The 26,392-nt window shown below is 45.5% G+C and carries 22 protein-coding genes; 5 read left to right on the top strand and 17 right to left on the bottom strand.

The window, feature by feature from the left end:
* The first annotated feature begins 102 nt into the window (after positions 1 to 102).
* On the top strand, positions 103 to 1,605 hold the full coding sequence (locus FW759_RS02195; RefSeq protein WP_446442054.1) for a PepSY-associated TM helix domain-containing protein: 1,503 nt from the start codon (positions 103 to 105) through the stop codon (positions 1,603 to 1,605).
* Positions 1,606 to 1,738: 133 nt separating this feature from the next.
* Here FW759_RS02195 and FW759_RS02190 read toward each other — a convergent pair whose 3' ends face one another.
* A complete protein-coding gene (locus FW759_RS02190) occupies positions 1,739 to 4,000 on the bottom strand; it encodes a TonB-dependent receptor (protein WP_446442053.1) in 2,262 nt (753 codons plus the stop codon).
* A gap of 363 nt (positions 4,001 to 4,363) precedes the next feature.
* Between FW759_RS02190 and FW759_RS02185 the strand changes: the two genes are divergently transcribed.
* The 4 genes from FW759_RS02185 to FW759_RS02170 all read left to right on the top strand — a co-directional run bounded on the left by FW759_RS02185 (position 4,364) and on the right by FW759_RS02170 (position 8,214).
* Positions 4,364 to 4,966, top strand: a complete 603-nt coding sequence (locus FW759_RS02185) for a cytochrome b/b6 domain-containing protein (RefSeq protein WP_446442052.1) — start codon at positions 4,364 to 4,366, stop codon at positions 4,964 to 4,966.
* 22 nt (positions 4,967 to 4,988) lie between these two features.
* Positions 4,989 to 5,660 (top strand): response regulator, encoded by a 672-nt coding sequence (locus FW759_RS02180; RefSeq protein WP_446442051.1) that lies wholly within the window; start codon positions 4,989 to 4,991, stop codon positions 5,658 to 5,660.
* 49 nt (positions 5,661 to 5,709) lie between these two features.
* Positions 5,710 to 7,251 carry an ATP-binding protein gene (locus FW759_RS02175; protein WP_446442050.1) on the top strand — a complete coding sequence of 514 codons (1,542 nt, stop codon included), beginning with the start codon at positions 5,710 to 5,712 and terminating at the stop codon, positions 7,249 to 7,251.
* A gap of 264 nt (positions 7,252 to 7,515) precedes the next feature.
* Positions 7,516 to 8,214: a VIT1/CCC1 transporter family protein gene (locus tag FW759_RS02170; RefSeq protein WP_446442049.1), complete on the top strand. Its 699-nt coding sequence runs from the start codon at positions 7,516 to 7,518 to the stop codon at positions 8,212 to 8,214.
* A gap of 35 nt (positions 8,215 to 8,249) precedes the next feature.
* Here the strand turns inward: FW759_RS02170 and FW759_RS02165 are convergent, their stop codons facing one another.
* From FW759_RS02165 to benA, 16 genes are all read right to left on the bottom strand, one after another.
* Complete coding sequence (locus tag FW759_RS02165) at positions 8,250 to 9,113, bottom strand: SDR family oxidoreductase (RefSeq protein WP_446442048.1); 864 nt, start codon at positions 9,111 to 9,113, stop codon at positions 8,250 to 8,252.
* 92 nt (positions 9,114 to 9,205) lie between these two features.
* Complete coding sequence (locus FW759_RS02160) at positions 9,206 to 10,162, bottom strand: TauD/TfdA family dioxygenase (RefSeq protein WP_446442047.1); 957 nt, start codon at positions 10,160 to 10,162, stop codon at positions 9,206 to 9,208.
* 38 nt (positions 10,163 to 10,200) lie between these two features.
* Positions 10,201 to 11,919, bottom strand: a complete 1,719-nt coding sequence (locus FW759_RS02155; protein WP_446442046.1) for an AMP-binding protein — start codon at positions 11,917 to 11,919, stop codon at positions 10,201 to 10,203.
* Positions 11,920 to 11,957: 38 nt separating this feature from the next.
* Positions 11,958 to 12,809 (bottom strand): thermostable hemolysin, encoded by an 852-nt coding sequence (locus FW759_RS02150; protein WP_446442045.1) that lies wholly within the window; start codon positions 12,807 to 12,809, stop codon positions 11,958 to 11,960.
* Positions 12,810 to 13,055: 246 nt separating this feature from the next.
* Positions 13,056 to 14,420 (bottom strand): MFS transporter, encoded by a 1,365-nt coding sequence (locus tag FW759_RS02145; RefSeq protein WP_443571148.1) that lies wholly within the window; start codon positions 14,418 to 14,420, stop codon positions 13,056 to 13,058.
* A 276-nt stretch (positions 14,421 to 14,696) separates the two neighbouring features.
* Positions 14,697 to 16,043 carry an NADP-specific glutamate dehydrogenase gene (gene gdhA / locus FW759_RS02140; RefSeq protein WP_446442044.1) on the bottom strand — a complete coding sequence of 449 codons (1,347 nt, stop codon included), beginning with the start codon at positions 16,041 to 16,043 and terminating at the stop codon, positions 14,697 to 14,699.
* 72 nt (positions 16,044 to 16,115) lie between these two features.
* Positions 16,116 to 17,411 carry a M20 family metallopeptidase gene (locus FW759_RS02135; protein WP_446442043.1) on the bottom strand — a complete coding sequence of 432 codons (1,296 nt, stop codon included), beginning with the start codon at positions 17,409 to 17,411 and terminating at the stop codon, positions 16,116 to 16,118.
* 80 nt (positions 17,412 to 17,491) lie between these two features.
* Positions 17,492 to 18,271, bottom strand: a complete 780-nt coding sequence (pcaD, locus tag FW759_RS02130) for a 3-oxoadipate enol-lactonase (protein WP_446442042.1) — start codon at positions 18,269 to 18,271, stop codon at positions 17,492 to 17,494.
* Between the two features lie 85 nt (positions 18,272 to 18,356).
* On the bottom strand, positions 18,357 to 19,586 hold the full coding sequence (gene pcaF, locus FW759_RS02125; RefSeq protein WP_446442041.1) for a 3-oxoadipyl-CoA thiolase: 1,230 nt from the start codon (positions 19,584 to 19,586) through the stop codon (positions 18,357 to 18,359).
* Between the two features lie 34 nt (positions 19,587 to 19,620).
* Positions 19,621 to 20,271 carry a 3-oxoacid CoA-transferase subunit B gene (locus tag FW759_RS02120; protein WP_446442040.1) on the bottom strand — a complete coding sequence of 217 codons (651 nt, stop codon included), beginning with the start codon at positions 20,269 to 20,271 and terminating at the stop codon, positions 19,621 to 19,623.
* A gap of 70 nt (positions 20,272 to 20,341) precedes the next feature.
* On the bottom strand, positions 20,342 to 21,034 hold the full coding sequence (locus FW759_RS02115; protein WP_446442039.1) for a 3-oxoacid CoA-transferase subunit A: 693 nt from the start codon (positions 21,032 to 21,034) through the stop codon (positions 20,342 to 20,344).
* A 131-nt stretch (positions 21,035 to 21,165) separates the two neighbouring features.
* Positions 21,166 to 22,359 (bottom strand): benzoate/H(+) symporter BenE, encoded by a 1,194-nt coding sequence (benE, locus tag FW759_RS02110; RefSeq protein ID WP_446442038.1) that lies wholly within the window; start codon positions 22,357 to 22,359, stop codon positions 21,166 to 21,168.
* Positions 22,360 to 22,431: 72 nt separating this feature from the next.
* Complete coding sequence (gene benD / locus FW759_RS02105) at positions 22,432 to 23,211, bottom strand: benzoate diol dehydrogenase BenD (protein WP_446442037.1); 780 nt, start codon at positions 23,209 to 23,211, stop codon at positions 22,432 to 22,434.
* Between the two features lie 47 nt (positions 23,212 to 23,258).
* Positions 23,259 to 24,275 (bottom strand): benzoate 1,2-dioxygenase electron transfer component BenC, encoded by a 1,017-nt coding sequence (gene benC / locus FW759_RS02100; RefSeq protein WP_446442036.1) that lies wholly within the window; start codon positions 24,273 to 24,275, stop codon positions 23,259 to 23,261.
* A gap of 98 nt (positions 24,276 to 24,373) precedes the next feature.
* Positions 24,374 to 24,871 carry a benzoate 1,2-dioxygenase small subunit gene (gene benB / locus FW759_RS02095; RefSeq protein WP_446442035.1) on the bottom strand — a complete coding sequence of 166 codons (498 nt, stop codon included), beginning with the start codon at positions 24,869 to 24,871 and terminating at the stop codon, positions 24,374 to 24,376.
* A gap of 63 nt (positions 24,872 to 24,934) precedes the next feature.
* Entirely contained in the window at positions 24,935 to 26,308 is a 1,374-nt protein-coding gene (gene benA / locus FW759_RS02090) for a benzoate 1,2-dioxygenase large subunit (RefSeq protein WP_062844783.1), read from the bottom strand.
* Positions 26,309 to 26,392: the final 84 nt, after the last annotated feature.

The raw sequence follows: 26,392 nt of genomic DNA, 5'->3' as shown, positions 1-26,392 counted from the left end.
GGATGACTGGCGTAAATAAGAGGATAGTCACGGTATCTGTGGTTATGATCAATACGTCTGGGTCATTTATTGAGCAACCAAAGAGTGTTAAAGGTCATATCCATGAACAGACAAACCCCTCAATCAGACAATAATCAGCGCTATTTTACGGTATGGCGATGGCATTTTTATGCTGGCATGTTTGTAGCGCCTTTCTTAATTATTTTAGCGTGCACAGGGCTTGGCATGATACTCATGTCCAATACCTTAGGTCGAGACAATGATCGTTTGACTGTACCTACGCCAGAATCGATGGCTCAAGCGCCTGTCGCTACCCAAGCCAAAAATGCGCTGGGCACGTTGCCCGATAGTACACTGATAAAGTATATTGCCCCTCGTGAGAGTGATACCGTGGCTTTGTTTCAGGTGGTATCAGAAGGGCATGACAATATGGTGGCGGTGAATCCTTACACGGCCGAGATTGTTAAGAGCATACCGACGAATAGTAATCTGTATAACACCTTTGATGATATTCATAGTGATTTGCTATTGGGCAGAGTCGGTGACTACATTCAAGAAACCACGGCTTCCTTAACGATTTTAATGATTTTAACGGGCTGGTATTTGTGGTGGAAAAAACGTAAATCTGTTAAAGCTATGTTGATTCCTGATGATAATACTACGCTTAAGAAAAAACGCTCATTTTTTCGAACCATTCATGGAACATTGGGTAGTTGGATATCGATTGTACTGTTGTTTTTTTGCATTTCAGGCATGGCGTGGGCTGGTATTTGGGGCGAACGAGTCGTGCAAGCGTGGAGTCAATTCCCTGCGGGTAAGTGGGGCGTCGCACCCATACCGCTTTCGATTGACCATAGCCAGCATCATGTTGGTATGGATATGGATAACGCCGATGCCGCGCCGCACGTTCATGGCGCAACACCAGCGATTGTACCAACACATGGCGATGCACTAAACACAGGTAGTACCAAGGATGTGCCTTGGGTGCTAGAATTGACGCCGATGCCCGTGTCAGGGACAACGATGGGTGAGAACGGTATTGCACCCAATATTCCTATTATGATTGACACGGTAGATAGGTTTGTCCGTGAAATTGGTTTTGAAGGGCGTTATCAGATGAATTTACCTCAAGGCGCGACTGGGGTATGGACGATCAGCCAAGATTCGATGAGCTATGATATGAAGAGTCCAACGGCGGATCGTACAGTACATATCGATCGCTATTCGGGTAATGTCTTAGCAGATATCCGTTTCAATGATTACAACGCCTTTGGCAAATTCATGGCAGCAGGTGCCGCCATACACATGGGAACGCTAGGATTATGGAGCGTGCTCGCCAACGTTTTATTTTGCTTATCCGTCATTGCCATTTGCGTGAGCGGTTATATCATGTGGTGGCAACGTCGCCCGCGTGGCATCGATGAGATGATAGGATTGAACCCGCCCGCTCGTCATCTTAATCTATCAGTGTGGTGGCCGTTTGCCATTCCTTTATTGGTAGTGGCTGCTATATTTCCGACGGCTATCATTGCCATTGTTGCCATAGCATTGTTGGATTTTTTGGTGATATCTCGGGTTGATTTCCTACAGAAGCTACTAAAATAAGGCTTCAGTAAATCGCATTTATATCAAATAAACAATTTATTTGGGTACTAAAAAAGGGCATCTTTTAGCAAGACGCCCTTTTTATTGCAATCGAATCAATATGATTGACGCTATATGCTTTTACTCGTATGTCTTAAAAATTAAAAGTCGCTGATACTTTCAGCGCAGTAGGATCGCCTGCATTCAAATAACCATAAGTTGGTAAACCACCTACTGATTGCCAGTAGTCTTCACCAGTGACATTGGTCACCATGCCTTTTAACGTGACATCTTGTCCTGCCAGTACCGTACGATAGCGGGCACCGAGGTCCAAAGTGGTATAGCCATCAACTTTTAACGTGTTGGCAGCATCTGCATAACGAGCACCTGTGTGAATAATATCGCCCGTCAATGTCAGTCCTTCGACTGCCGCTAAATCGTATTCTAAGTTAACGTTACTTTGGAGTTTAGGCACACCAATAACGCGGTTGCCATCCAATGTTACATCGCCTGTATCTTTTTGCTTAGCACTCAAATAGCTGACACCTGCAATCAGACGCATGTTTTCGCTTGGACTACCAAATACTGATAATTCAGCGCCCTCATGACGGTTTTCTCCAGCTTCTACAAAAGTGTCGTTGTCGTTAACATAAGCACGTGGTTCATCGGTACGGAAGATCGCAAGACTGCTGCCAATAACGCCATTGTCATATTTTACACCCACCTCTGTCTGTTTGCTGACATAAGGTGCCAAATCTTGACCACCATTGGTGACCGTGGTGCCACCTTGTACCAAAGGCGCAGTATCTCCTTTGGCTAGGCTTTCGATATAGTTACCATAGACAGACCAGTCCATACTAGATTGATAAACAAGACCGACACTAGGTGTCCATTTGCTTTCATCATAATCCGAGGTTTTTTCCTGAGTATTATAGTCATAGCTGGTTGTTTGAATGTTTTGATGACGAACGCCTAAGGTGGTTTTTAATTTGTCATCGAACAAAGAAAAAGTATCTGCTAGAGCGAAGCTTTGTAGCTGCGTTTCACCTGTTAATTTTGGGTTGTCTAAGTCACCACCAAAAAAGGCTGCATCTGACCAACTGTTATCACGATACTTAGTAGGGTTATATAAATTGGTCGCAAGTAGGTTATTAAAATCAAAACCGTAAGCGCCTTTTTCTTCTTGATCATAAAGCTCTGTTGCGATTACCCAATCATGATCGATTTTGCCCGTTTGTAATTTACCGCGTAGACCAAGCTCGGCACTTTGTACCAAGTCCTTTCTAGCATTGTCAAAGCGGTAGGTGGTGCCTGTACCATCGACGTCATTGACAGTTAAATTGGCCAATGAGTTTTCTTCTTCGCCGCTTCTAACACCATAAGCACCATAAGCGGTGAGGGCGTCATTAAAGTCATATTCGCCTCTAATGGTGCCGAATACGTCTTCTTCGTTTGAATACGTCCAAGGCTGTGCCCAGTTTTTGGTTGCTTTTGGTGCTTTTGGCACTCTAGAAACCCCTTCAAGAGTGACGTTGGTGCGAGTCTCATTCATCTTGTTGTCTTGCCAACCCAAGTCAGCAGACAGTCGATACTGATCGCCTCTATAGTCTAGACCCAAAGCGGCTAAACCCAATGTTGCAGATTCGTCGTCGATAGCGCTGTCGCCATCTTGGTAAGCGGCGTTAAAACGAACACCAAGTGCATCATCTGTACCAAAGCGGTCACTCACATCTACTGCTACCTTGCCTTGATCGCCCGGACCATAACCGAGCGTTACTTCACGTAGTGGATCATTACCAGCACGTTTTGGTAGTAGGTTAATCGTACCACCTGAGTTACCACCACTTGGAGCAGCACCATTTAGCATAGTAGAGGCACCGCGCTGGACTTCGACACGCTCAAACAATTCAGTCGCGATGTACTGTCTTGGCAATATACCGTATAGACCGTTGTACATCGTGTCATCTGATGTCGTCACAAAACCGCGCATAAAGTAGGCTTCTTGAAAGTTACCAAAGCCTCTTGCGACGCGGACAGTCGGGTCTTTTTTGAGCAGATCCCCCACACTTTGTGCTTGCTGATTGGTGATGTATTCATTGGTATAAGAGGTGGTGGAAAACGGCGTGTCCATAATATCTTGATTGCCCAAGATACCGACGCGGCTACCAGTTGCCACTTGACCGCCTTCATAGGCAGTTGGCAGTCCATCTGCTGAAGCATCAGCACTGCTGGTCACCACAATCGTATCTAATACCACACTAGGATCAGACTGAGTATCCGTGTTTGGCTCAGTCTGTGCCCATGCAACTTGGCTTGCGCCGATCAGTAGTACCGAAGTGGATAGGCAGGTTGAACCTAGCGCTCGTAGTGAAGACGGCGAGCGAAATAAAGCAGAATATAAACGAGACAGTTGCATGAAAACAGTTCCAGCAGATGGTTGAAGTGCTTATTATAATGATAATTATTTTCATTACAATATTATTACAAGATTAAGTTTTAACCTGTCTGTCAAGAATATAAATGGTTACCAACGTTATTTTATTGTTTAACTTCATACAGATAAAGAAGGCTGAGCTTATCGGTAGTTATTTGGACAAAAGCCTTGCTGCATGTATCGAATTGTCCAATATTTGTCCGCAAATAAATTAACTGGTGTTGATTGGTCATAGCGTAAGCTTGTCTTAAGATTGGTCTGTTGTAATAGCGATATCTCAATTAGATTCGATGTCTAACGATTCTCTTGCTCGCAAATCAATGAACTATCTAGGGAATGATGGCTATGATTAAAAACAGCGTAATAAATCCGACCCATGAGTCCGGTCTTTCGTTATCAAATACCTCTAAAACGAGGCAGATACGTGTCTGGGATATTTTAGTCAGAGTGACGCACTGGACAGTGGCAGCTGGTATCACGGCCAATCTGTTCTTTACTGAAGAGGGCAGTGAATGGCATCAATATGTTGGTTACACCGTGGTAGGGCTGGTAGTCGTACGTCTACTTTGGGGGTTGGTTGGCACGCGCCACGCCCGTTTTAGTGATTTTTTGCCCACGCCCTCTCGTATCAAGCGTCACCTATCTGATTTGGGCGCTCGCCGTATAGATGAGCAGCATCTTGGACACAATGCATTGGCTGCCATGATGATGCTTGCGCTATGGGCTGTGATTATAGGGTTAGGTATCAGTGGTTATCTGATGGAAGCAAACATTTTTGGTGATAAAAACCTGCTTGAAGAAATCCATGAAACACTGGCCAATAGTTTATACTTACTTGTCCCCTTACATATTGTTTCTGCGATTGTCATGAGTTATTGGGAACGGCAAAATCTCGTTAAATCGATGATAACAGGTAATAAGACGGTGACGATACGTCGTCCACGATAATATATAAAATAATGGGGTGGTTATGGCGCGCATATTACTAATAGAAGATGATAACAATATTGCAGAAGGCATCGTGCTTGGCCTAAAAAATCACGGCATGATGGTCGATTGGTTCCGTGATGCCAAACAGGGTGAGATGGCGTTGCAAGAAAATATGTTTGATGCCGTATTGCTGGATTTGACTTTGCCAAAAGGGGACGGGATGACGGTGCTACAAAGTTGGCGACACAAACGGCTAGACACGCCTGTATTGATCATCACTGCTCGTGATGCCATTGCCAATCGAGTGGCGGGATTGAATGCAGGCGCCGATGATTATTTGGTCAAGCCGTTTGCCTTAGATGAAGTGGTAGCGCGCTTGCAAGCTTTGATACGGCGCAGTCAGGGACGCAGTCAACCTGAGATTCGCTATGGTGAGGTCGCTTATTGGCCGCACAACCATCAAGTCTCTTACCAAGGTCAAATTATCGAATTAACCATCAAAGAAGTGGCTGTACTCGAGCAAATGTTGACGCATCCCAAACAAGTTCATAGTCGAGCCAGTTTGGAGGACAAGCTGTATGGCTGGCAACAAGACATCGATAGTAACGCGATAGAAGTACATATCCACCATTTACGCAAAAAACTGGGCAATGACTTTATTCTAACCAAGCGCGGTATTGGCTATTATCTCAATCCAGCGCTTGGCCAATAAATGATCTATATCTAGTTTGAGCTTTACTATATGAGCAATATGTGAGCTTATGAAAAGTATCCAGCAGCGCTTGTTAATCTCTTTACTCATTGGTCTGCCTTTACTGTGGCTGATCACATCGAGCTTTATTGCTTGGCGATTGTGGCATGAAATCAATGAGATGAATGACACACAGATTACGCAAGTTGTGCGCTATTTGATTGGCATATCTGCAAATGACAATGATCAAGAGCGCAGCGAGCAAGAAAACAGCCAAGGTGAGAGTAAAAGTAGTAACGAAAAGGTGGATAGCGGAGTACCTGTTGCCAAGATATATAATTTGAAAAGTAAGGAGCTATCAGGGGATCTTGGCGATGCTGAAGATGATTACATGGGTTTTGCCATTTGGGATAGACAGGGACATCTATTGGCAGCTGACGAGAATGGTCAGTCTTTTTCTTTTTTGCCAGACCAGCGTGGTTTTGTAGAAGATGATAACTCAGCCTATCAGCGCTTGAATCCCTTTAGCAAGCATTGGCGATTATTCTATGCGCATGAAGACTATAATAATGACAACGATAACGATAACAAAGACAATGGTATGCGTAAAGGACGGGTATTGGTGGTTGGTCAAAGCCTTGACTCTCGTCAAGAAATGATTGTTAAAGCCATGTCTGTGCAAGTGCTGCCTATGTTGATTGGCTTATTTGCCTTCATGATTTTGGCCGTTTGGTTGATACGGCGTGGACTGATGCCGCTCAGTCAAATCAGTGCTGAGGTTGAACAGCGACAGCCGCAAGATGATAGTCCTATTACAGCAGATGTCCCGCAAGAGATTCAACCCTTAGTCACAGCTTTGAATGTATTGTTCATTAAAGTGGCAGACACTCTAGAACGTGAACAGCGCTTCACGGCGGATGCCTCTCATGAGCTGCGTAGTCCGCTGGCTGCTTTAAAGCTACAGGCAGATCTATTGCAACAGCAGCTATTGCAATTGTCTGGGATAGAAGATGACGATCAGTTGTTTTATCACACGCAAAAGATCAGCGATGGCATTGAGCGAGCCACGCATTTGGTCGAGCAACTACTGATTTTGGCCAAGTTGGAGCCACAACAGCAATTGCCATCTGAGCAATTGGAACGTCCAGACTGGCTCACACTCACCAATACGGTACTCAGTGATGTGAACCGTCTGGCGCGTGAAAAGCACATCCAATTAAAACGTATAGTGCAGTGTCACAGTCCTGAGGATATTTTGCCCATATGCATCAATCCAGTATTGTTTAAATTGTTAATCCGCAACCTATTAGACAATGCCATTCGCTACTGTCCAGAAGGCTGTCTGATTGAGCTGCATTTAGATGTAAATACGATCAGAGTGATCGATAACGGTGTGGGCGTCGATCCAGAACAACTAGAGCGACTCAGCGAACGCTTCTATCGTCCAGCTGGTCAAGCACAGCTAGGCAGTGGTCTGGGCTTGTCAATCGCCAATCGAATCGCCGAGCTTCACAACCTCACGCTAGATTTTGCCAATCGCGCGGCACCAAAAACAGGTTTTGTCGTCACGATAAGAAGTAAAAAACCACTATCAAGGACGTTGCCACCATAAGTTATCGTCAGGTCACTATAAAAAAGAGTCATCGTGGGCGCAATGCTATGTGAGCAAAACAAAGGTTTTGTCGTTTGTCGGTAATGGTACCGCAAGCCGTCAAGATTTATATCAACCACGCATCAGCATATCGCGTATCCATCTTATTGCTTATGGGTGATAGCGTAAGCTTGATATATTCTTACGTCTCAAATGGTATGCGCTGCGGTGGCATCAAAAATGTCATTAGAGTCATGCTTTTATGTCTACACTTTTGGGGGTCTTATGCATCACTCTATTCATGACGAAACGCATTTGAGCAATCGTAATCATTGGCTGCGGGCGGCAGTGCTGGGCGCAAATGACGGTCTAATTTCGACTGCCAGTTTGCTGGTTGGGGTAGCAGCTGCTGGGCCAAGCAGCCAGACATTACTGCTGACAGGCATGGCAGCATTGACGGCAGGTGCTTTGTCGATGGCTGCTGGCGAGTATATTTCTGTCTCATCGCAGGCAGATACCGAAAAAGCGGATCTCGATAAAGAAAGATATGAGCTGACGCATAACGCTGAGCGCGAGTTACTAGAGCTCACAAAAATTTATGAGACGCGCGGACTGAATCATGAATTAGCAAGGCAAGTTGCTGTGAGTTTGACTGAGCACAGTGCGCTAGAGACTCATGCGCGTGATGAGATTGGGCTCACCGATCTTAGTCAGGCAAAACCCATTCATGCATCGGTCGCTTCGGGTCTGTCGTTCGTGGCTGGAGCGATACTTCCGATTATCGGTATAGTACTCTTACCAGCAAGCACTTTGGTATGGTCATTAGCGATTTTGACGATTATGGGCTTGATACTGCTTGGAATTATCTCTGCTCGTCTAGGCGGCGCGCCTGTTATTCGTGCGACGACCAGAATCGTCATTTGGGGCGTGCTTGCGATGATGGCAACCGCCTTAATTGGTCGTTTGTTTGGTGTGGCTGTTTAAGGGGCAAACTCATGCGACGAGTACCGAGTCAACCCTTACGTTTTTTTAGCATATAGCTTGATGGTGGGTAAGTCTTTGACAATGGCGTTGCCAACGACATTTGGAAACAACCGATTGAGCCATGCAAAAAAACGTTCGGGGAAGCCTAAATGCTGATGAGACTTTGTGGTTGAGATAAAGTTTACCAAAGCCTTTGCAACTGTTTCGGGTGAGTCCATCTTAACCTTCAATGCTTGATTCATCGCAACGACGGTATTTTTATTCATGGTGGTTTTTGTGGCTCTGGGCGCAAAATAGCGAAACTTCACTGAGGTATCGGCATACTCCCGACCCAAGGCTTCACTGGCTCCGCGTAAAGCAAACTTACTGGCACTATAAGCACTAAAACCAGGGTAACCAATGCTTCCAAACGTTGAGCCAATACTTATTATTTGGCTAGAGCTTTGTTGAATCATTAATATAGGCAGCAGTCTTTTTATCAGCTGTAAGGGATAAGCCACATTGACCAACATCATTTGTTCGATAATCTCATCACTTTGGTCAGTGAGTAAAGCAAAATCATTGACACCTGCATTGAGTATGACCGTATCAATGGCATTGCCACAGTCTTGTACCGTCTCTCGCAGCGCTGCTATCAGTTGAATTTGTGATGCCCGTGAGCTCAAATCACAACTGAGCGACAGTCGCGGTATATCAGGGTATTCTTTGGCCAGTTTTTTAGTCAAATACGTCAACGTTTGGGCATTACGTCCAACCAAAATTATAGGTCGATTGTGTGCGCATAACTGTGTTGCAATCGCTTGCCCGATACCGCCTGTAGCCCCAATGAGCAAGGTATATGACAGGATAGGCTGAGCGAGGTTTGATTGAGATGTTGATTGGTAGCTAGATGATGTCATGATATCGCATCCTTAGTGAATACTGATTATGGAAACATGGATTATTAAAGCATGGATTTTTGAAACACAAGTTGTAATGATACGTGCTGCTTCTAATCGTCTGAATCTTTAATACCAAGTCCCATCGCAATATAAAGCTTACGCTCAGCCAAAGGCACTTCGATTTGACGACGACCATGCATGATGCGTTTGTTGTCTAATATCACCACATCACCGTTTTGCCAATGCACTTCTTGAGTATACTTTTCACAGATTCGTGTGAGCTTAGCGACCAGCGCTTCATCCACACTTTGACCATCTGCTAGCGTGAACTCAGGTTTTTCATAGTTAAATGATGGCCCCAGCAACGTATTGGCAAAGGCGGGCTGCCTACTTAAGTTATCTGTACGGATAGCAGGTATTTGTAATACGTAACGCACACCACCATCATCCTGAGGCTCTACATGATGCGTTAGTGTTTTGCTAGTAGTATCAGTGATGAATTGATTCAAATCATCCAAGCTTATTTGATCGGCATCAGCTCTGCCTGTTGCAGTCGCTACATAATTTTGCCAAATGACTTGAGGCAAATAGCGACTGATACGTATTGGTTGACTAAATAGGGCTTTTAGTTCAGGCGATAGTGCTCGATACACAGCGTATCCGTCACAAATGGTCGTTTGTGAGCCTTTTTTGGCACTCAATTCACTAAAAAAAGCAATGACGTCAGGCGGCATCGGCGTATTGCCATTTTCGATATGTAGGCCAATAGCATGCGTGCCTGCATCCACTTTTTGCGCTTCAGAAGTGATGTTTTGGCGGGCAGGGTCATAGGTTAGCGTTTGACATAGCTGACTCATCAACTGGCTAAACGTCTCTACATCGTAGTGATAACCTCGCAGTAATATCCAGCCCTGTGTCCTTAAGGCTGCTAAAATATCTGAGGTATCAGGAAAAGGTGGCGTCACTGATGATGGAAATGGGATTGTTTTAGCATCATTATCGTTGATAAGGTTGCTTGGCAGTGGATCGTGAGACATCACGTTATGTGCCATAAGAGTGGTTTTCATAATAAGGTGCTCCAAAAGTAAATGATAAATACCCTTAATCACAAGCCCAATGCCGACTTATAAGTGGTGAAAATTTGTGGTCGTCGCAGTTTGCCGTTATCAGTCAATAATCCATTGTCAGTGCTAAATGACCGTTTTTCTAAATGCCAATGTTTGATACGGGCATAGTCGGGTAAGGCTTGATTAACAATTTCTATCGCTTGTTTGATAGCCAATTGTAGGTCGCTACTATTGGTCGCTACCTCGTTAGGGTTGGCGACTATTACAGCAGATAAACTTGGCTCCCCATCTCCCAGCACCGCCGCTTGATAGATGATGGGCTGTGTTAAAAGCTGTGCTTCTACCCATTCAGGTGAGATATTGCGCCCAAAACTACTGATTAGTACGTTTTTTCGTCGACCCGTAATATATAAATAACCATCGTTATCTACATAACCAATGTCACCTGTGGCAATAACGCCATTGTCTTTATTATTCATATCTTCGCTGGTATTGTCATGGTTTAGGTAGCCTTGCATAGCATTACCCTTTACCATAACTTCGCCGCTAGCTGCGATGCTGACTGAGGCATGGGGCATAGGTTTGCCCACACTGCCTTCGCGCTTGGCTTTTGGCGTATTGAGACTGACCACAGAGCCGCATTCAGACAAGCCATAGCCCTCATAGACAGGCAGGTTTAGCGCTTTAGCATCTTGTAATAGATTGGGAGAGACTTTGCCACCACCGACTGCCATAAACCGTAAGGAGGGCAAAGCGACATTGGCTATATAATTGCTATTAGCGTAGTTACTAGCAGCATAATCATTATTAGCATGGTTACTGGAAGCGCTCGTATGAGCGTGAGGACTTTCGTTGGCTGCCAGATACTCGCAAATGGCTTTGAGCATTTGCGGTAACAAGATAACGCTGACGATGCGATGCGTTTGCACGGTTGTGATCAGTCGTTCGGCATCAAACGCTTGATTGGATAGCAAGCCAAATTGATCAATCTTGCCAATGACTAAGGTACGTCCCATGTATAAGCTCACGTAGACGCCAGCCACATTTTCTAACAAAGTGGCAAAAGGTAACACGCTTAAATGACCAAAATTACTTGTGATATCAGTGATGTCTAAAGGGTTGGCAGCGTCATCTGTCAAAGTGTCAGCGAGTGCTTCTGCTAGAGACTCGACAATACGCATCAAGGTGTTTTGTCCCAAGCAAACCCCTTTTGGCATACCTGTGCTGCCTGAGGTATAAGTGACTTTACAAAATTCGCTGACAGTAGCTGAAGCTTGAGAGGTCAGCGTATAAGCCGCATCGTTGTTAAGTTGATAAAACTTACCTGCAATATGAGCAGCGTGCTCAAGCTTTACGGTGTCTACTTCTGCTGTCTTAGCAACGACCCAGTTATTTACACTATCCACGTCATGTATGGCGGGCAGTGTCAAACCTGCGCCAATGTATACCAGCTCGATCTGCGCATCTTGGAGTAAGTGAGCCACTTGCGAGGCACTAAAAAATAAGGGTATAGGCACGACGACAGCACCTATGGTACTTAGTGCCAAATCAAGTATGACCCAATCTATCTCATTATGCGCATACAAGGCCACACGCTTGCCTTGCCATGTATGCAATGTCTGATGAAGCAAGGCCAGTGTGCGCTGAAGCTCATCATAATTGAGGCTAACAGTATGCTCGCCCTCTATAGTTTTGATTGCTACCTGCTTGGGTACCTTGCGAGCGTATTCACATATTGCAGTATAGATTGGTGTCATTTCGTCCTCATTACTTTGTGGTTTTACAGTTCTATCAGTTAAGTGGTTATTTTGTGGAGAGGGAGATCTGCGTTAGCAGCCATCTCTAACATCTCGGTATAGCGATAATGAGGCGCGCATACTCTTTTGGCGTCTGCTACATTGATGGCAACCACTAAGGGGTTTTGTTGATAGTAATGTCCCCATGCTGATATTTGTTCAGGGTCTATCAAGGCTTCGGCAGTGGCTTTGGCAATAATATGACTACGAATACCCATATGTGCCAATATATGTCGCACAGCATCTGTGCCTGTGCAGACCACCCAGTCGGCTTTGGTCTGGCTCTCATGGGTTACTGGATGCAGGGTAGGCGTAGATAAATAAAACACCAAAAATGCAATCATGAGCCGAGCGCTGCCAGCATGACCGGATGCCAAATTGCCAATCTCAAAAATGCGCTGCCGACTGACTGGTTCACCTGCTATCTGACTGACTTCATTTTGTATATGAGATTCCAAATACTGCTCTAAAAATACCTTATCTTCAGAAATAGGCTTTAGACCAATCGCAACGCTCGTTCCTCTAAATGCAGGTAAAGCGCTATCATCAGAGGATAACCAATCGCCATAAGAGGGCATATCAGCAAAACCTGAAAACAAAATAGGCATAAAATAGCTTAATCTGGCGTGATGAATGTATTCGTAGATTTGCTTGATAAAGGCTTGAGCATCTTGGTTTTGAGCATATGAAACGGGCGATGCCTCTACTGGCGTTTGTGTGCTGGCGCGAACGTATAAGGACGAAGGGATTCCTTGCACATTCAATACTGGCATTGGCTTAATTGCCTCAATATAGAAAGTCGTGTTGAGGACATTCTGTAAGGGATGAGTGCTATTGATAAATAATGACATGAGCGGCCTCCAAATTGTTAAAAGCGTTTAGAACGATTAACATCATGGAAGAATCATAAGGTACCAACCTTAACTGAACCTTAAGACAGTATCGTTGCAAATGCCCAATCGGATGAGAGGCTCATACAAGGGTATAAAAGGTAATGCAAGGCACACAAAAAAATAGCGCATCCATATCATGAATACGCCAAAAGCTGATTAATATTAAAAGGTGTTCCAGCACTGAATATGAGGCTTTAATCAGGACTATGTCGATATTGGAGTGTTCAAAGTACTTGGCTGGTTTTTGCTTTTTTTGCCATCGACAGCCGCACTGAGATTGACTAAAAAGATAGCAACGGCTGCAATCATACCTGGAATGGCAATGAACAAGAAATTGGTCTGATGGCTCAGCTCAAGCGTGAGTAATGCACCCGTCAAGATGGGGCCGACGATCGCGCCAATGCGACCAATACCTGATGCCCAGCCCATTGCTGTCGTTCGAACGGCAGTCGGGTAGTACTGCGCCACAAAGGTATAAAGCAGAATTTGTGAGCCAATCGTGGTCGCGCCAGCAATGGCGATAAGCGTATATAGCACCACCTGCGGACTGTTATAACCAAGCAGTATTAATGAGACTGCGCCGAGCGCAAACATGATGGTTAAGACGGGTTTAAGATGAAATTTATCAGCGAGCACACCGCCCCCAATCGCGCCAATCATACCGCCAATGTTGAGCGCAAATAAGAACAGCATACTTGCCCCTAGCGAATAACCTGCTTGAATCATCAGTTTGGGCAACCAGCTGGCTAGGGCATACACCATCAGTAGGCACATAAAAAAAGCCACCCAAAACATCATCGTCGTAAAGCCACGGTTTTTTAAGAAAAGCGCTTTGATAGGGGCATCGTCACCTTTGGTTGGCTCGTCCAATAGCAAGGTAGTAGCCGGAGTGATGGTTTCTTGTGGAGCCAGTTTTTGTACGATAACTCTTGCTTCTTTATCCCGTTTTTCTTTGACCAAATACATCAAAGACTCAGGCAACATTTTCCAGATGATGGGGAGTAATAAAGTCGGTATACCAGCAATATAAAACATGATTTCCCAGCCAAAATCCACCACTAAAAATGATCCAAGTAGGGCAGACGCCATGCCACCGATGGCATAACCGCTGAACATAATAGCGACTAAGGTGCTGCGAATGCGTTTTGGTGCATATTCAGACGTTAGGGCCACGCAGATCGGCATGACGCCACCGATACCCAGCCCTGCAAAAAAACGCAGAGTGGCAAATTGGATGGGACCGTTGGCAAAGGCTCCCAAAAAAGTAAAGCTACTAAAAAGCGCAACGCAGATCATAATCGTTTTTTTGCGACCGATTTTGTCAGATAACGTCCCAAAAATCATCGCGCCAAACATCATACCAAAAAGTGCCGCGCTCGCGAGTAACCCTGCCTGTACGGCGGTCAATGACCATTCTTCCATAAGTAGAGGTAGCGCCACACCATAAATGACAAGATCGTAGCCATCAAAAATAATAATGAGTAAACACCAAAAAAGCACTTTCCAATGAAAGGGCGCAAATTTGGCATCATCAATGACCTTATTGATGTTTAAAGTTGGTGATTCCATTCGACTTTCTCCGTGGGTAATGTCCCTATAAGTACTTATTAAGTTAGGGTTTTATAAGGATCAAGTCAAAAACCCTCTAAGTATAAATTTATACCTAGAGGGTATGGATGTTGATTGGCTGGTTGGTGCAGTATCGGTATCAATGGTCATATTTTCTTTGAAAAGCTAATCGCTCTAACAATGCCGATTTAAAAATACCAATAAAAAACCGCTCATCTATTTTAAAGATAGGTGAGCGGTTTTTTATTTAAGTGTGTTGAGTATTTACAAACTGGATCAGTTCAAAATACCATAAGCAACCAACGCATCGGCAACTCTCTTAAAACCAACGATATTGGCACCAGCCATATAATCGATATAGCCATTATCGGTTTGACCGTACTGTTCTGAGGCATCGGCTGCGCTATCATGGATGTTTTTCATGATATTTTTGAGACGTAGATCTATTTGCTCAAACGTTTTGTATTGACGTACCGAGTTTTGCGACATCTCAAGCGCGGAGACAGCCACGCCGCCTGCGTTAGCAGCTTTACCAGGCGCATAATGCACACGGTGCAAGCGCACGTAATCAATTGCCTCGGCAGTTAGCGGCATATTGGCACCTTCGACGATATAGGTAATGCCATTGGTAACCATGAGCTTGGCATCTGCTTCTGTGACTTCGTTTTGGGTTGCTGATGGAATCGCAATATCACCTTTGAATTGCCACGGCTTTTGATTGGCTAGCCATTCACCGCCGTACACAGCTACATAGTCTGCCAAAGGTTTACTTTTTGCTTTTTGCGCTTTAAGCCAGTCGATTTTTTCTTGGTTGAGGCCCGCTTCATCGTACAAAGTACCTTGTGAGTCTGATACTGTGACGACGATACCGCCCAGCATATGGACTTTTTCAGCAGCATGTAGTGAGACATTACCTGCGCCTGAAATGAGTATTCTTTTGCCATTGATGGTTTGGTGTTGCGCCGCCAGCATATTTTCTAAGAAATATACGGCGCCATATCCCGTTGCTTCCGTTCGCATCAAACTTCCGCCAAAACCAACGCCTTTGCCAGTCAACACGCCGCCATATTCATGCGTGAGATTTTTATACATGGCAAACATATAACTGACTTCACGCCCACCAACGCCAATGTCGCCTGCAGGCACATCAATGTCTTTATTCACGTAGTGATGTAGTTCGCGCATAAAGGCATAACAGAAGCGGCGTATTTCGCTGTCCGTTTTGCCTTTGGGGTCAAAATCTGAGCCACCTTTACCGCCACCCATTGGCAATCCAGTCAGTGCATTTTTGAATATTTGCTCAAAACCCAAAAACTTCAAAACAGATTGATTGACGGTAGGGTGAAACCGTACACCGCCTTTGTAAGGCCCCAGCGCATTGCTAAACTGGACGCGCCAACCTCGGTTGACCTGCACTTCGCCTTGATCATTTTCCCAGTTAATACGAAACGCCATAATGCGGTCAGGCTCAACGAGACGCTCGAATACTTTCAACGTATTGTATTCAGGATGGGCGTCGTATAGCGGTGCAATCGTCATGGCAACTTCTTTCACTGCTTGAACGAATTCAGGTTGGTGGGCATAACGTGCTTCGACTTTTTCGATGGCCTGACTGATACTCATATGTTTTCCTTGTTAATATGGCAAAGCTATAGGTAATAGTTTAGCGTCATTGAGACGCCTAGGTTTTATGCGTCACTGATTCATGGCTAAATAATCTATGGCCAGCTGACTCAGCGCTTTAGTACCGATTTTAAAAGAGGATTCGTCGGCGTAAAAATAGGGAGAGTGGTTGTAGGGTGCTTTACTGGCGTCTTGTCCTACTGGTGTACCGCCTAAGAAAATAAACAAACTCGGTACTTCTTGAGAATAAAACGCAAAGTCTTCAGAGGCTGTTAATTTTGGTACATCAAAGACATTGTCAGCACCTGCTACATTTTTGAGCGTGGGCAGCATCTGCGCGGTAAGCGCGGGATCGTTGATGGTGACAGGATAGCCTTTGGTGATTTTGACGTCTGCCTCTGCGCCTGATGCCATGGCTATATGTGAGGCCGTTGTTTTTATGTTGGCAAAAATCTTAGCGCGATTGTCCATATCGAAGTTGCGAATCGTACCAATCATGTTAACACTGTCTGGAATAATATTGTCGCGGACACCGCCACTTATTTTACCGAATGAGATAATGGCAGGCTCTTTAGTGATGTCAATTTGACGACTGACAATATGATTGACCCCAGTCACGATCTGTGACGCGGCAGCAATAGGATCAACGCCATTCCACGGCGCTGAACCATGAGTCTGTTTGCCTTTTACGGTAATATCAAACGTGTCGCCACTGGCCATGATAGGGCCGCTTCGATAACCAATCTGTCCAGTGTTTAGATTCGACATAATATGCAATCCAAACGCAACATCTGGTTGATACTTTTTAAATATGCCTTCTTTTAACATCAAGTTGGCACCGCCTTCTTCTCCTTTAGGCGCGCCTTCTTCTGCTGGTTGAAACACAAACATGATATTGCCGTGCAGCTCTTTTTGTACCGCAGCCAATACTTCAGCCGTTCCCATAAGCATGGCCACGTGGGTATCGTGTCCGCAGGCATGCATCACACCTACGTCTTCTCCCATGTATTTGGTAACGATCGTTGATTTAAATGGAACATCGGCTTTTTCGGTGACGGGTAGGGCATCCATGTCTGCGCGTAGCATTACGGTCGGGCCGGGTTTTGCCCCTTTTAAGTAGCCCACAACACCAGTATGGGCGATATCAGTTTCGACCTGCATACCGAGAGATTTTAAATGCTTAGCCACGATAGCAGCGGTACGGGTTTCCCGATTACTTAGTTCAGGGTGCTGATGAATGTCGCGTCGCCATTCAATCACCTTTTTTTCAACACTTTTAACTTCTTTATCGATATTGATATCAGCGTGAGCGCTAAAGGCACTACAGACAGCAATGCTAATAACCAATGCTTGCAATGATTTTTTCATGTTTCTTCCTTGTTGGGGGTAACGTCCTTGTGGGTAGTACTTTTATAGCCTTGTTTGGATACGCCGTAGTAGTGACGTGATCAACGCACCAAGTATTGCCGTATAAACTGATTGAATACGTCAGGTTGTTCAATATTCGAGATGTGCGACGCCTCAATGGTAGCGAGCGTGGCATTGGGAATGCGTTCGACCATATATTGAGCATCCTCAACTGTCGTTACCGGATCGGCTGACCCTGCCAATACGGTAATAGCAGCATCAATATCTCGTAATTGCGAACGTGTATCAGCGGTCGATAACGCCTCGCAGCAACTGGCATAACCTTCGCTACCACCAGTGGCAAGCGCCTCAGACAAGGTCTCGACCACATCAGGATGACTGCTGATAAATCCTTGTGTAAACCAACGCGATGCTGCTGTGGCCGCGATAGGATCTAAACCTTGCTCTCGTACCAATTGCGCGCGATCATTCCAAGCAGCTTCATTACCAATTTTTGCAGCCGTATTGCACAGCATCAAATGATGAAAGCGATTAGGATGCTGAATAGCCAACCATTGACCTGTCATGCCGCCCATTGAAATACCACAAAAAAAGGCTTTATCAATATTCAGATGATCGAGCAAATCAATGACGTCTTGTCCAAGCTCATCAAGGCTATAAGGGCCTTTGGGTGCAGAGGATTTACCATGACCACGGGTGTCGTAACAAATGATGAAATACTCGTTTTGCAAGTCAGCGATTTGTGGCTGCCACATCTGGTAGTTGGTCCCTAAAGAATTAGAGAATATCAGGGCAGGGTTGTGGCGATCACCAAAAGTGGCATAGTTGAAAGCAACGTTTTTATGGTTAAATACAGGCATCATGAGTCTCCTTTCATATATTCATATTGTGGTCATATCATTGGTACATGGCGCAAAGCTACGCTGTTTGATAATTTATATGCCATTAATCAACCCGTTCAATAATCATGGCTATACCTTGTCCCACGCCAATACACATCGAGCAGATGGCAAAGTGTTTGCTGGTTTTTTCGAGCTGATTGAGCGCGGTCAAGATCAATCTTGCACCTGATGCGCCTAATGGGTGGCCAAGAGCAATCGCACCGCCATTGGGATTGACGCGTGCGCTATCGTCAGGCAATCCCAAGTCACGTGTACAGGCTAGAGATTGCGCAGCAAAGGCTTCGTTCAGTTCGATGACATCCATCTCGTCAAGTGACAGACCTGTGTGTGCCAGTAACTTTTTTATGGCAGGGGCTGGCGCAAATCCCATAATGCGCGGTTCTACACCGACTGTCGTTGCTGCCACAATACGAGCACGTGGTTTTAAATCGAACTGTGTTACCGCCTGCTCTGAGGCGATTAAAAAAGCGGCCGCACCATCATTAATGCCTGAAGCGTTACCTGCCGTCACTGTGCCGTTTTCTTTGACGATGGCACGAAGTTTGGTTAATTTTTCAAGCGTGGTATCAGCGCGAGGGTGCTCATCCGTATCGACAATGACTGCATCGCCTTTGCGCTGCGGAATAATGACAGGGATAATCTCATCTTTAAAGAACCCTGATGTTTGCGCCGCTTTGGTACGTTGTTGACTACGTAGCGCAAAGGCATCTTGGTTAGCGCGACTGATATCAAACTGCTCAGCGACATTTTCGGCAGTTTGTGGCATGGTTTCCGTACCGTATAAGGCATCAAGCTTTGGATTGATAAAGCGCCAGCCCATCGTGGTGTCTTCAAGGGTTTGAGCACGACCAAACGCTTTGTCTGATTTACCCATCACAAATGGCGCACGGCTCATGCTTTCAACACCGCCTGCGATAATAAGATTTGCTTCTCCCGCCTTAATGGCGCGTGCGGCGATAGCGATGGCGTCCATTGATGAGCCGCACAAACGATTGACCGTAGTCGCGGGCACTTGATAAGGCAGACCAGCCAGTAGTGATGACATGCGTCCAACGTTACGATTGTCTTCTCCGCTTTGATTGGCGCAGCCATAGATGACATCATCTACTTGTACCCAGTCCACATTGGCATTACGCTTCATTAATGCTTTGATGGGGATGGCACCTAAATCGTCTGCTCTTATTGGTGCCAAGCCACCGCCATAACGCCCAAACGGCGTGCGAATGGCATCAATGATATAAGCGTTATTTAAACCAGTAGTTGAATCGATCATAGCGATTATCCTAAGTTTTAATTGTGAGATATTTTTATTTAGTCTCGTCAATGAGTGTGGCGGCAGTCATAGCTTGCAACTCAGCAAAGCTCATGCCGTCTACTATCTCTGTCACGACCAATCCTTTTACCGTGACATCAATGACACATAGATCGGTAAAGATACGATCCACGCAGTGTTTGCCTGTCACAGGATAAGTGAGTTCGCTAACTATCTTTGGCTCGCCTGTTTTGGTCGTATGATTGGTCATGACGAAGACTTTTTTGGCACCAACGGCTAAGTCCATGGCGCCGCCAACAGCAGGTATGGCATCTGGCGCCCCTGTACTCCAATTGGCTAGGTCGCCATTGGCGGCCACTTGGAATGCACCTAGTACACAAATATCAATGTGACCACCGCGCATCATGGCAAATGAGTCGCCATGGTGAAAGAAGCTACCGCCATCAAGTATGGTGACGTATTCTTTTCCGGCATTGATAAGTTCTGGATCTTCTTCACCTTTGGCAGGTGGCGGGCCGAAAGCCAATAAGCCGTTTTCTGAATGCAAAAATACGTCCTTATCCGCTGGTAAGTACTTTGCAATTTTGGTGGGTAAGCCAATGCCCAAATTGACATAGGCACCATCTGGAATATCTTGGGCAGCACGCTCAGCGATTTGATCACGGGTTAGTAACGTATGGCTCATGGTGACGCTCCTTATAAATGGCAATATTGGGTGATGACTAAATTATGACTAAATTATGATTAAGTTATGACTAGGCGATGGCTGTGTTGGTAGAATGAGCAGGCTGGATTTGCACCACGTGCTGCACAAAGATACCTGGCGTGATGATGTGTTCGGGATCAAGCTCACCCAGATCTACCGTTTCAGAGACTTGGGCGATAGTCACGTTAGCCGCCATGGCCATGATGGGACCAAAGTTACGGGCAGATTTTCGGTAGATCAAATTTCCCCAGTGATCACCTTTATCCGCTTTGATTAAGGCAAAATCCGCTTTGATCGGATACTCAAGGACATAGTCTTTACCATCGATATGGCGCGTCTCTTTACCTTCTGCCAGTAAAGTGCCAAAACCCGTTGGCGTATATACCGCCCCAAGTCCCATACCTGCGGCTTGAATACGGCACGCCAGATTGCCCTGTGGCACCAGCTCAAGCTCGATTTTGCCTGCATGATATAGCTCATCAAATACCCAAGAATCCGATTGGCGCGGAAACGAGCAAATAATTTTGCGCACCGCGCCTGTTTTTAATAGCTTGGCAAGTCCATGATCACCATTACCAGCATTATTGTTGATAATCACTAGGTCTTTAACACCCAAATCAATGAGCGCATCAATCAGTTCGGCAGGTTGTCCTGCTGTGCCAAAACCGCCAATCATAATAGTGGCACCGTCTTTGATTTGACTGAGCACATCCGTGATGTTTTTATCTGCTTTGTTAATCATATTGATATCCTATAAAAGGGGGAGAGTTGGTCAACATTGGCTAGCATTTTCTTTGATAAATCATGATAGTAATGTGGTTTTAACAGAGGTTACTGAGAGATGGCATTATCAATAACTCGTGTCATTTGCGATTAAGTAAATGACAATAAACGTTTTTTGTTTAAAACATAATGGGCCACCATACCGATCACAATGCCCCAAAACACAGAGCTCAATCCTAAAAAGCTCATGCCAGAAGCGGTCGCCAAAAAAGTGATTAAGGCGGCATCTCTTTGTTCGTCGTCTTTCATGGCAATTGTAATGTTGGTAGCGATAGCGCCAATGAGTGCCAGTCCAGCCAATGCCGCGACCAACTCCTTTGGCAACAGGCTAAACACCATGACAATACTGCCTGCAAACAAGCCGCCTAATAAATAAAAGATACCGTTGGCAACCCCTGCGATATAGCGTTTTTCTTGTAGCTCATGCGCATCTTTGCCCGTACACAAGGCTGCGGTGATAGCCGCAAGTACAATAGTAATGCCGCCCACACAAGCGACGGCTAATGAGGCAAGGCTTGCCACGCTGACGATGGGTTTGGCAGGCGTGTCGTAGCCACTGAGATTCAAAATGGCCATACCGGGTAAAAACTGTCCCGTTAAGCTGACCAAGATAAGCGGAATGGCAAGGTTAAACGTCGCATTCCACGTCCATTCAGGCCAGATAATCGTCGGTATGGTAATGGCCAAATCCATATCGACAGGGTTGATTCTCCCAAGTAACACGCTTAATGTGACCCCGCATAGCAAGACCCAAAGCATGGTGTAGCGCGGTGAAAACCGCTTGGCGAACAAGTAGCAACCGAGCATGCTAAATACGATAAATGGCATGGTGTTGGTGGCAACAAACAACTCTAAGCCAAACTGAAACAAAATACCGGCCATCATGCCTGCTGCAATACCGCTAGGAATCCACCGCAAAATCTTGTCAAAAGAGCCAGTGGCACCCACCAAAAATATCACCACAGCTGAGAGGATATAAGCAGATATGGCCTCATTGATGCTCATCTCAGGAAAAACAGTCACCAGTAGCGCCGTGCCAGGCGCTGACCAAGCAGTGATGATAGGTGCCTTATACCTAATAGACAGATAAATGCCAGAGACAGCAGCGCCTATAGATATACCCCAAATCCAAGAAGCCATCATGGCGTCTGAGACCTGAGCGGCTTGTGCGGCTTGAAAAAAAATAATCAACGGGCCAGCATATGAGATGAGCACCGCCAAAAATCCTGCCACGGACGCCGAGAGTGACCAGTCTTCTTTTAAGGTTTGGATGACAGAGGCCATATTGCTTCCTTGCAAATGAGCGGTAATCAAAGGGTAGTAACGATAAGTCAGTCTACAATACTGCTAACACATTTAGCCTGCGTCGCCGCCACCGACAGGGATTGTACTGCCGGTGATATAGGAAGATTCATCTGACGCTAAAAACAAAATGGCATTAACCTGCTCATCGATTGTGCCGTAGCGTTTCATAAAAGTGCGATCGATGGTTTGATCAACGACTGCCTGCATCCATAGCTTTTCATCATCTGTTAAGGGCGTAGCATTTCGAGGGATTTTTCTGGGCGGCGCATCAGTACCGCCCGTTGCGACCGCATTGACGCGGATACCATCATTGGCGTATTCAAAAGCGAGGGAGGCGGTCATAGCGTTGACACCGCCTTTCGCAGTGGAATAGGGGATACGGTTGATGCCGCGTGTGGCGATGGAAGAGACGTTTACGATAGTGCCTGATTGCTGCTCGACCATGACTGGCAATACCGCACGGCAACACCAGAGTGTGGGAAATAATGAGCGACTGATTTCTTTTTGGATGTCCTCTTCTGAGAAGTTGATAAAGGGCTTCATCCATATCGCACCGCCAACATTATTCACGAGTACATCGATACGACCATAAGTCTCCATAGCTTTATTGACCGCATCTTGTGCCCCTTGATAGGTTTCAAGATTGGCTTGAATCATTATTGCATCGCCGCCGTCTGCTGTGATTTCTGCTAACACGTCCTCCACCAAAGGTGAGAAGTCTGCCATAACGACTTTTGCGCCTTCGCTGGCAAGACGTATGGCAACGCCGCGCCCGATACCTTGGGCGGCACCCGTTACGATACAGACTTTATTATCAAAGCGTTTACTCATAGCTATCTCCTAAAAACCTTGCTTGTCGTTTTATGATTTAAGCCCTGTTATTTTTCACTTGGCGTAAATTTCTCATAATAAAAATTACTGGGCTTGAGCTGGCTTTCATCTAACCAATGACTGACAGCATCAACCATGGCTAAAGGGCCGCAGAGATAAACATCAACATCACCGCCATTTAACCAGTCCTCTTCCACGTGACTTGTGACATAGCCTTTACGCTCGTGACGACTGTCTTCGCTTGCCACACAGGTACGATAATCAAACCAAGCATGGTTTTGTTTCACCTCTTCAAGTGTTTCGATTTCTACTAAATCTGTATCATTGGTGACTCCATAAACCATCTTGACAGGGTGATGACCGCCACTCACTTCTAGGCTTTTTAGCATGGATAAGAAAGGGGCAATGCCCGTTCCACCTGCCAAAAATAGAGTTGGGCGAACCAACGGACGCAAATAAAAGCTACCAAATGGCCCTTCAAAATCAATGTCTTGACCAAGTTGCGCGATATCAGATAAAAAGGTGCTCATCTTGCCGTTAGGAATATTACGAACCACAAACTCAGCTTGCTTGGCATTGGGCACAGAGCTGAACGAGTAAGAGCGTGTCTCGTCAGAGTCGGGAATATTGATATTGACGTATTGTCCGGGTAAAAATACCAAAGCATCTGGGTTTTCGATATCAACGCCAAAATGAATGGTCGATTCAGACAAGACATTGAGCTGTTGAAGCTTGCCTTTAAAAGTCGATTTGCCTACTTTGCAAGCTTCAGAAGAGCTTGGTACTTTGATGACGCAATCGCTTTCAGGAATCATCTGACAGGTCAATACATAGCCCTCAGCCGCCTCAGCTTCTGTGAGGGCATCTTCGATATACATATCAGGGTGCATGTCATAGCTGCCTGATTCACAATGGCAACGGCAAGTGCCACATGCGCCATCTAGACAATCCACTGGAATGTTAAATTTTTGACGATACGCGGCTTCGGCAACCGTTTCATCTGCTTCACACTTGATGAATCCTGTGACGCCGTCTTCGAACTGTAGAGCAATATTGTATTCCATGAGAAATATCCCTTTTCAACACGTATGAAATGAAACGTAGTGACTAAATAGTGACTAAGTATTGATTAGATAGTGGATGACCAAATAATAAGCAAACGTTAGACGTGATAGACATCCATAATTTGATGCACATAGTCGTCTTTTAAGACCACATACTTATCCAAAATCTTTGGACGGTTTTGGGTCATGTCTATTTTGTATTGAGAGTAACCCCAGTAGGTATTGGTCTCATGATAGCGATAAGATTTATTGATCCAGTTAAAACGCACCGTCACAATACCGTTGTTATTCTCAAGTAACTCAATGTTGGACAAGTTGTGGGCAGTGCGAGTATCGGGAATGGTTGCGGATGAGCGCTCCGTTTCGATACGGAAGATTCGATCTTCAAGACCACGGCGATCAGGGTAATAAATCAATGAGATCTCTCGTTGCGGGTCGCTAATCAGCTCGCCATCATCATCCCAACTCGGCATCCAAAACGGGCAGTCTTCGTTATAACAGGTGAGCCATTCTTCCCATTTTTTTTCATCCAGTAAGCGTGCTTCACGGTACAAAAACTGCCGAATCTCTTCGATACTAACGCTTGTGTTTTTCATGATCATATCCTTTATATTGATTGGTCTTGCCACCATCAGCCACTGACAGGCTTAGGTAGAAAGCTATACCGTGTCGTTGTTTTTTTGCGCCAAGGCTTTTTTCATCTCTTCATGCCAGTAGCGATGCTGTACGGTATAAAGACCCTCATCTTCAGTCTTAACCCCACTCATCAAAGGTTTAAGATCAATGGCAGCTGCGCCTTCATCAGCGCCTTCGATCCAATGCTCTGAGCCTCGGCACATATCGTTCCATTCCAGCTTAATGCCGTTGTAGCCTTCTTGACACGAGCGGAATTCTTCCAAATCGTCAGGCGTCGCCATGCCAGTGACGTTAAAGAAGTCTTCGTACTGACGAATGCGGCGCGTACGTGATTCGTCACTTTCGCCTTTTGGCGCGATACACCAAATGGTGACTTCAGTTTTATCAACGGCTAGTGGACGAAGCACGCGGATTTGCGAGCCAAACTGATCCATGATGTAGACGTTTGGATACAGGCATAAGTTACGCGACCGTCCAATCATCCAGTCCGCCATCGCCTCGCCATATTTGGCCACATAATCGTCACGATATGCATAGTTTGGACGGTCTTGTGGGTTTTCCCAATGTGTCCATAGCAGCATATGACCGTTTTCAAAAGAGTAAAACCCACCGCCTTGACGACCCCATTTCCCTGCATTCATGGCTTTGATGTTGTCCGCCTTTATCGCTTCTTGCTCTTTACGGCGCGCAGTCGTCGCCGCGTAGTTCCAATGTACGGCTGACACATGGTAGCCATCGGCACCATTTTCTGCTTGCAGCTTCCAGTTACCATCAAAGGTGTAGGTTGAGGTGCCACGTAGGACCTCGAGACCTTCTGGAGATTGATTGACAATCATGTCAAGAATTTTGGTAGAGCCGCCCAGCCACTCTTCGATAGGGGCAACGTCATCATTTAGGCTGGCGAATAAAAAGCCTTTATAATTGGCGAGCTTGACTGGTTTGAGATCGTGAGAGCCTTCTTTGTTGAAGCCTTCAGGGTAACCTGCGTGTCTAGGGTCTTTTACTTTGAGTAGTTTGCCTGAGTTATTAAAAGTCCAGCCGTGGAAAGGGCAGGTGTAAGTCGCTTTATTGCCTTTTTTGTGACGGCATAATTGTGCGCCGCGATGTGAGCACGCGTTGATCATACAATGCAGCTCACCTTCTTTATTACGGGCAAGGATGACGGGCTGACGTCCAATGTAGGAGGTATAGTAATCATTGTTATTTGGCACCTGACTTTCATGTGCCAGATAGACCCAATTGCTTTCAAAGATATGCTTCATTTCAAGCTCGAACAGCTCTTGATTGGTGAAGGCACTACGATGCAAACGATAAACGCCTTCTTCTTTATTTTCTTCTAAAAAATCATCAATGGTAATATCTGATCCTTCAGGTACTAGATTGATACGCTCGCTCATAATGGCCTTCCTTGTATAATAACGGTATGAAATAAGAGTAAGAGTCGACGCTTGATACGGCAGCTATGGACGTATCAAACGCAA

Source organism: Psychrobacter sp. 1176_08, assembly GCF_052850615.1.
The sequence above is the reverse complement of the archived record's forward strand: the minus strand, read 5'-3'. Positions and strand labels throughout refer to the sequence as shown.

Coding starts and splice junctions, on each gene's coding strand:
- FW759_RS02195 (WP_446442054.1), top strand. CDS start 103: ATGAACAGACAAACCCCTCAATCAGACAATAATCAGCGCTATTTTACG.
- FW759_RS02190 (WP_446442053.1), bottom strand. CDS start 4,000: ATGCAACTGTCTCGTTTATATTCTGCTTTATTTCGCTCGCCGTCTTCA.
- FW759_RS02185 (WP_446442052.1), top strand. CDS start 4,364: ATGATTAAAAACAGCGTAATAAATCCGACCCATGAGTCCGGTCTTTCG.
- FW759_RS02180 (WP_446442051.1), top strand. CDS start 4,989: ATGGCGCGCATATTACTAATAGAAGATGATAACAATATTGCAGAAGGC.
- FW759_RS02175 (WP_446442050.1), top strand. CDS start 5,710: ATGAAAAGTATCCAGCAGCGCTTGTTAATCTCTTTACTCATTGGTCTG.
- FW759_RS02170 (WP_446442049.1), top strand. CDS start 7,516: ATGCATCACTCTATTCATGACGAAACGCATTTGAGCAATCGTAATCAT.
- FW759_RS02165 (WP_446442048.1), bottom strand. CDS start 9,113: ATGACATCATCTAGCTACCAATCAACATCTCAATCAAACCTCGCTCAG.
- FW759_RS02160 (WP_446442047.1), bottom strand. CDS start 10,162: ATGAAAACCACTCTTATGGCACATAACGTGATGTCTCACGATCCACTG.
- FW759_RS02155 (WP_446442046.1), bottom strand. CDS start 11,919: ATGACACCAATCTATACTGCAATATGTGAATACGCTCGCAAGGTACCC.
- FW759_RS02150 (WP_446442045.1), bottom strand. CDS start 12,809: ATGTCATTATTTATCAATAGCACTCATCCCTTACAGAATGTCCTCAAC.
- FW759_RS02145 (WP_443571148.1), bottom strand. CDS start 14,420: ATGGAATCACCAACTTTAAACATCAATAAGGTCATTGATGATGCCAAA.
- gdhA (WP_446442044.1), bottom strand. CDS start 16,043: ATGAGTATCAGTCAGGCCATCGAAAAAGTCGAAGCACGTTATGCCCAC.
- FW759_RS02135 (WP_446442043.1), bottom strand. CDS start 17,411: ATGAAAAAATCATTGCAAGCATTGGTTATTAGCATTGCTGTCTGTAGT.
- pcaD (WP_446442042.1), bottom strand. CDS start 18,271: ATGCCTGTATTTAACCATAAAAACGTTGCTTTCAACTATGCCACTTTT.
- pcaF (WP_446442041.1), bottom strand. CDS start 19,586: ATGATCGATTCAACTACTGGTTTAAATAACGCTTATATCATTGATGCC.
- FW759_RS02120 (WP_446442040.1), bottom strand. CDS start 20,271: ATGAGCCATACGTTACTAACCCGTGATCAAATCGCTGAGCGTGCTGCC.
- FW759_RS02115 (WP_446442039.1), bottom strand. CDS start 21,034: ATGATTAACAAAGCAGATAAAAACATCACGGATGTGCTCAGTCAAATC.
- benE (WP_446442038.1), bottom strand. CDS start 22,359: ATGGCCTCTGTCATCCAAACCTTAAAAGAAGACTGGTCACTCTCGGCG.
- benD (WP_446442037.1), bottom strand. CDS start 23,211: ATGAGTAAACGCTTTGATAATAAAGTCTGTATCGTAACGGGTGCCGCC.
- benC (WP_446442036.1), bottom strand. CDS start 24,275: ATGGAATACAATATTGCTCTACAGTTCGAAGACGGCGTCACAGGATTC.
- benB (WP_446442035.1), bottom strand. CDS start 24,871: ATGAAAAACACAAGCGTTAGTATCGAAGAGATTCGGCAGTTTTTGTAC.
- benA (WP_062844783.1), bottom strand. CDS start 26,308: ATGAGCGAGCGTATCAATCTAGTACCTGAAGGATCAGATATTACCATT.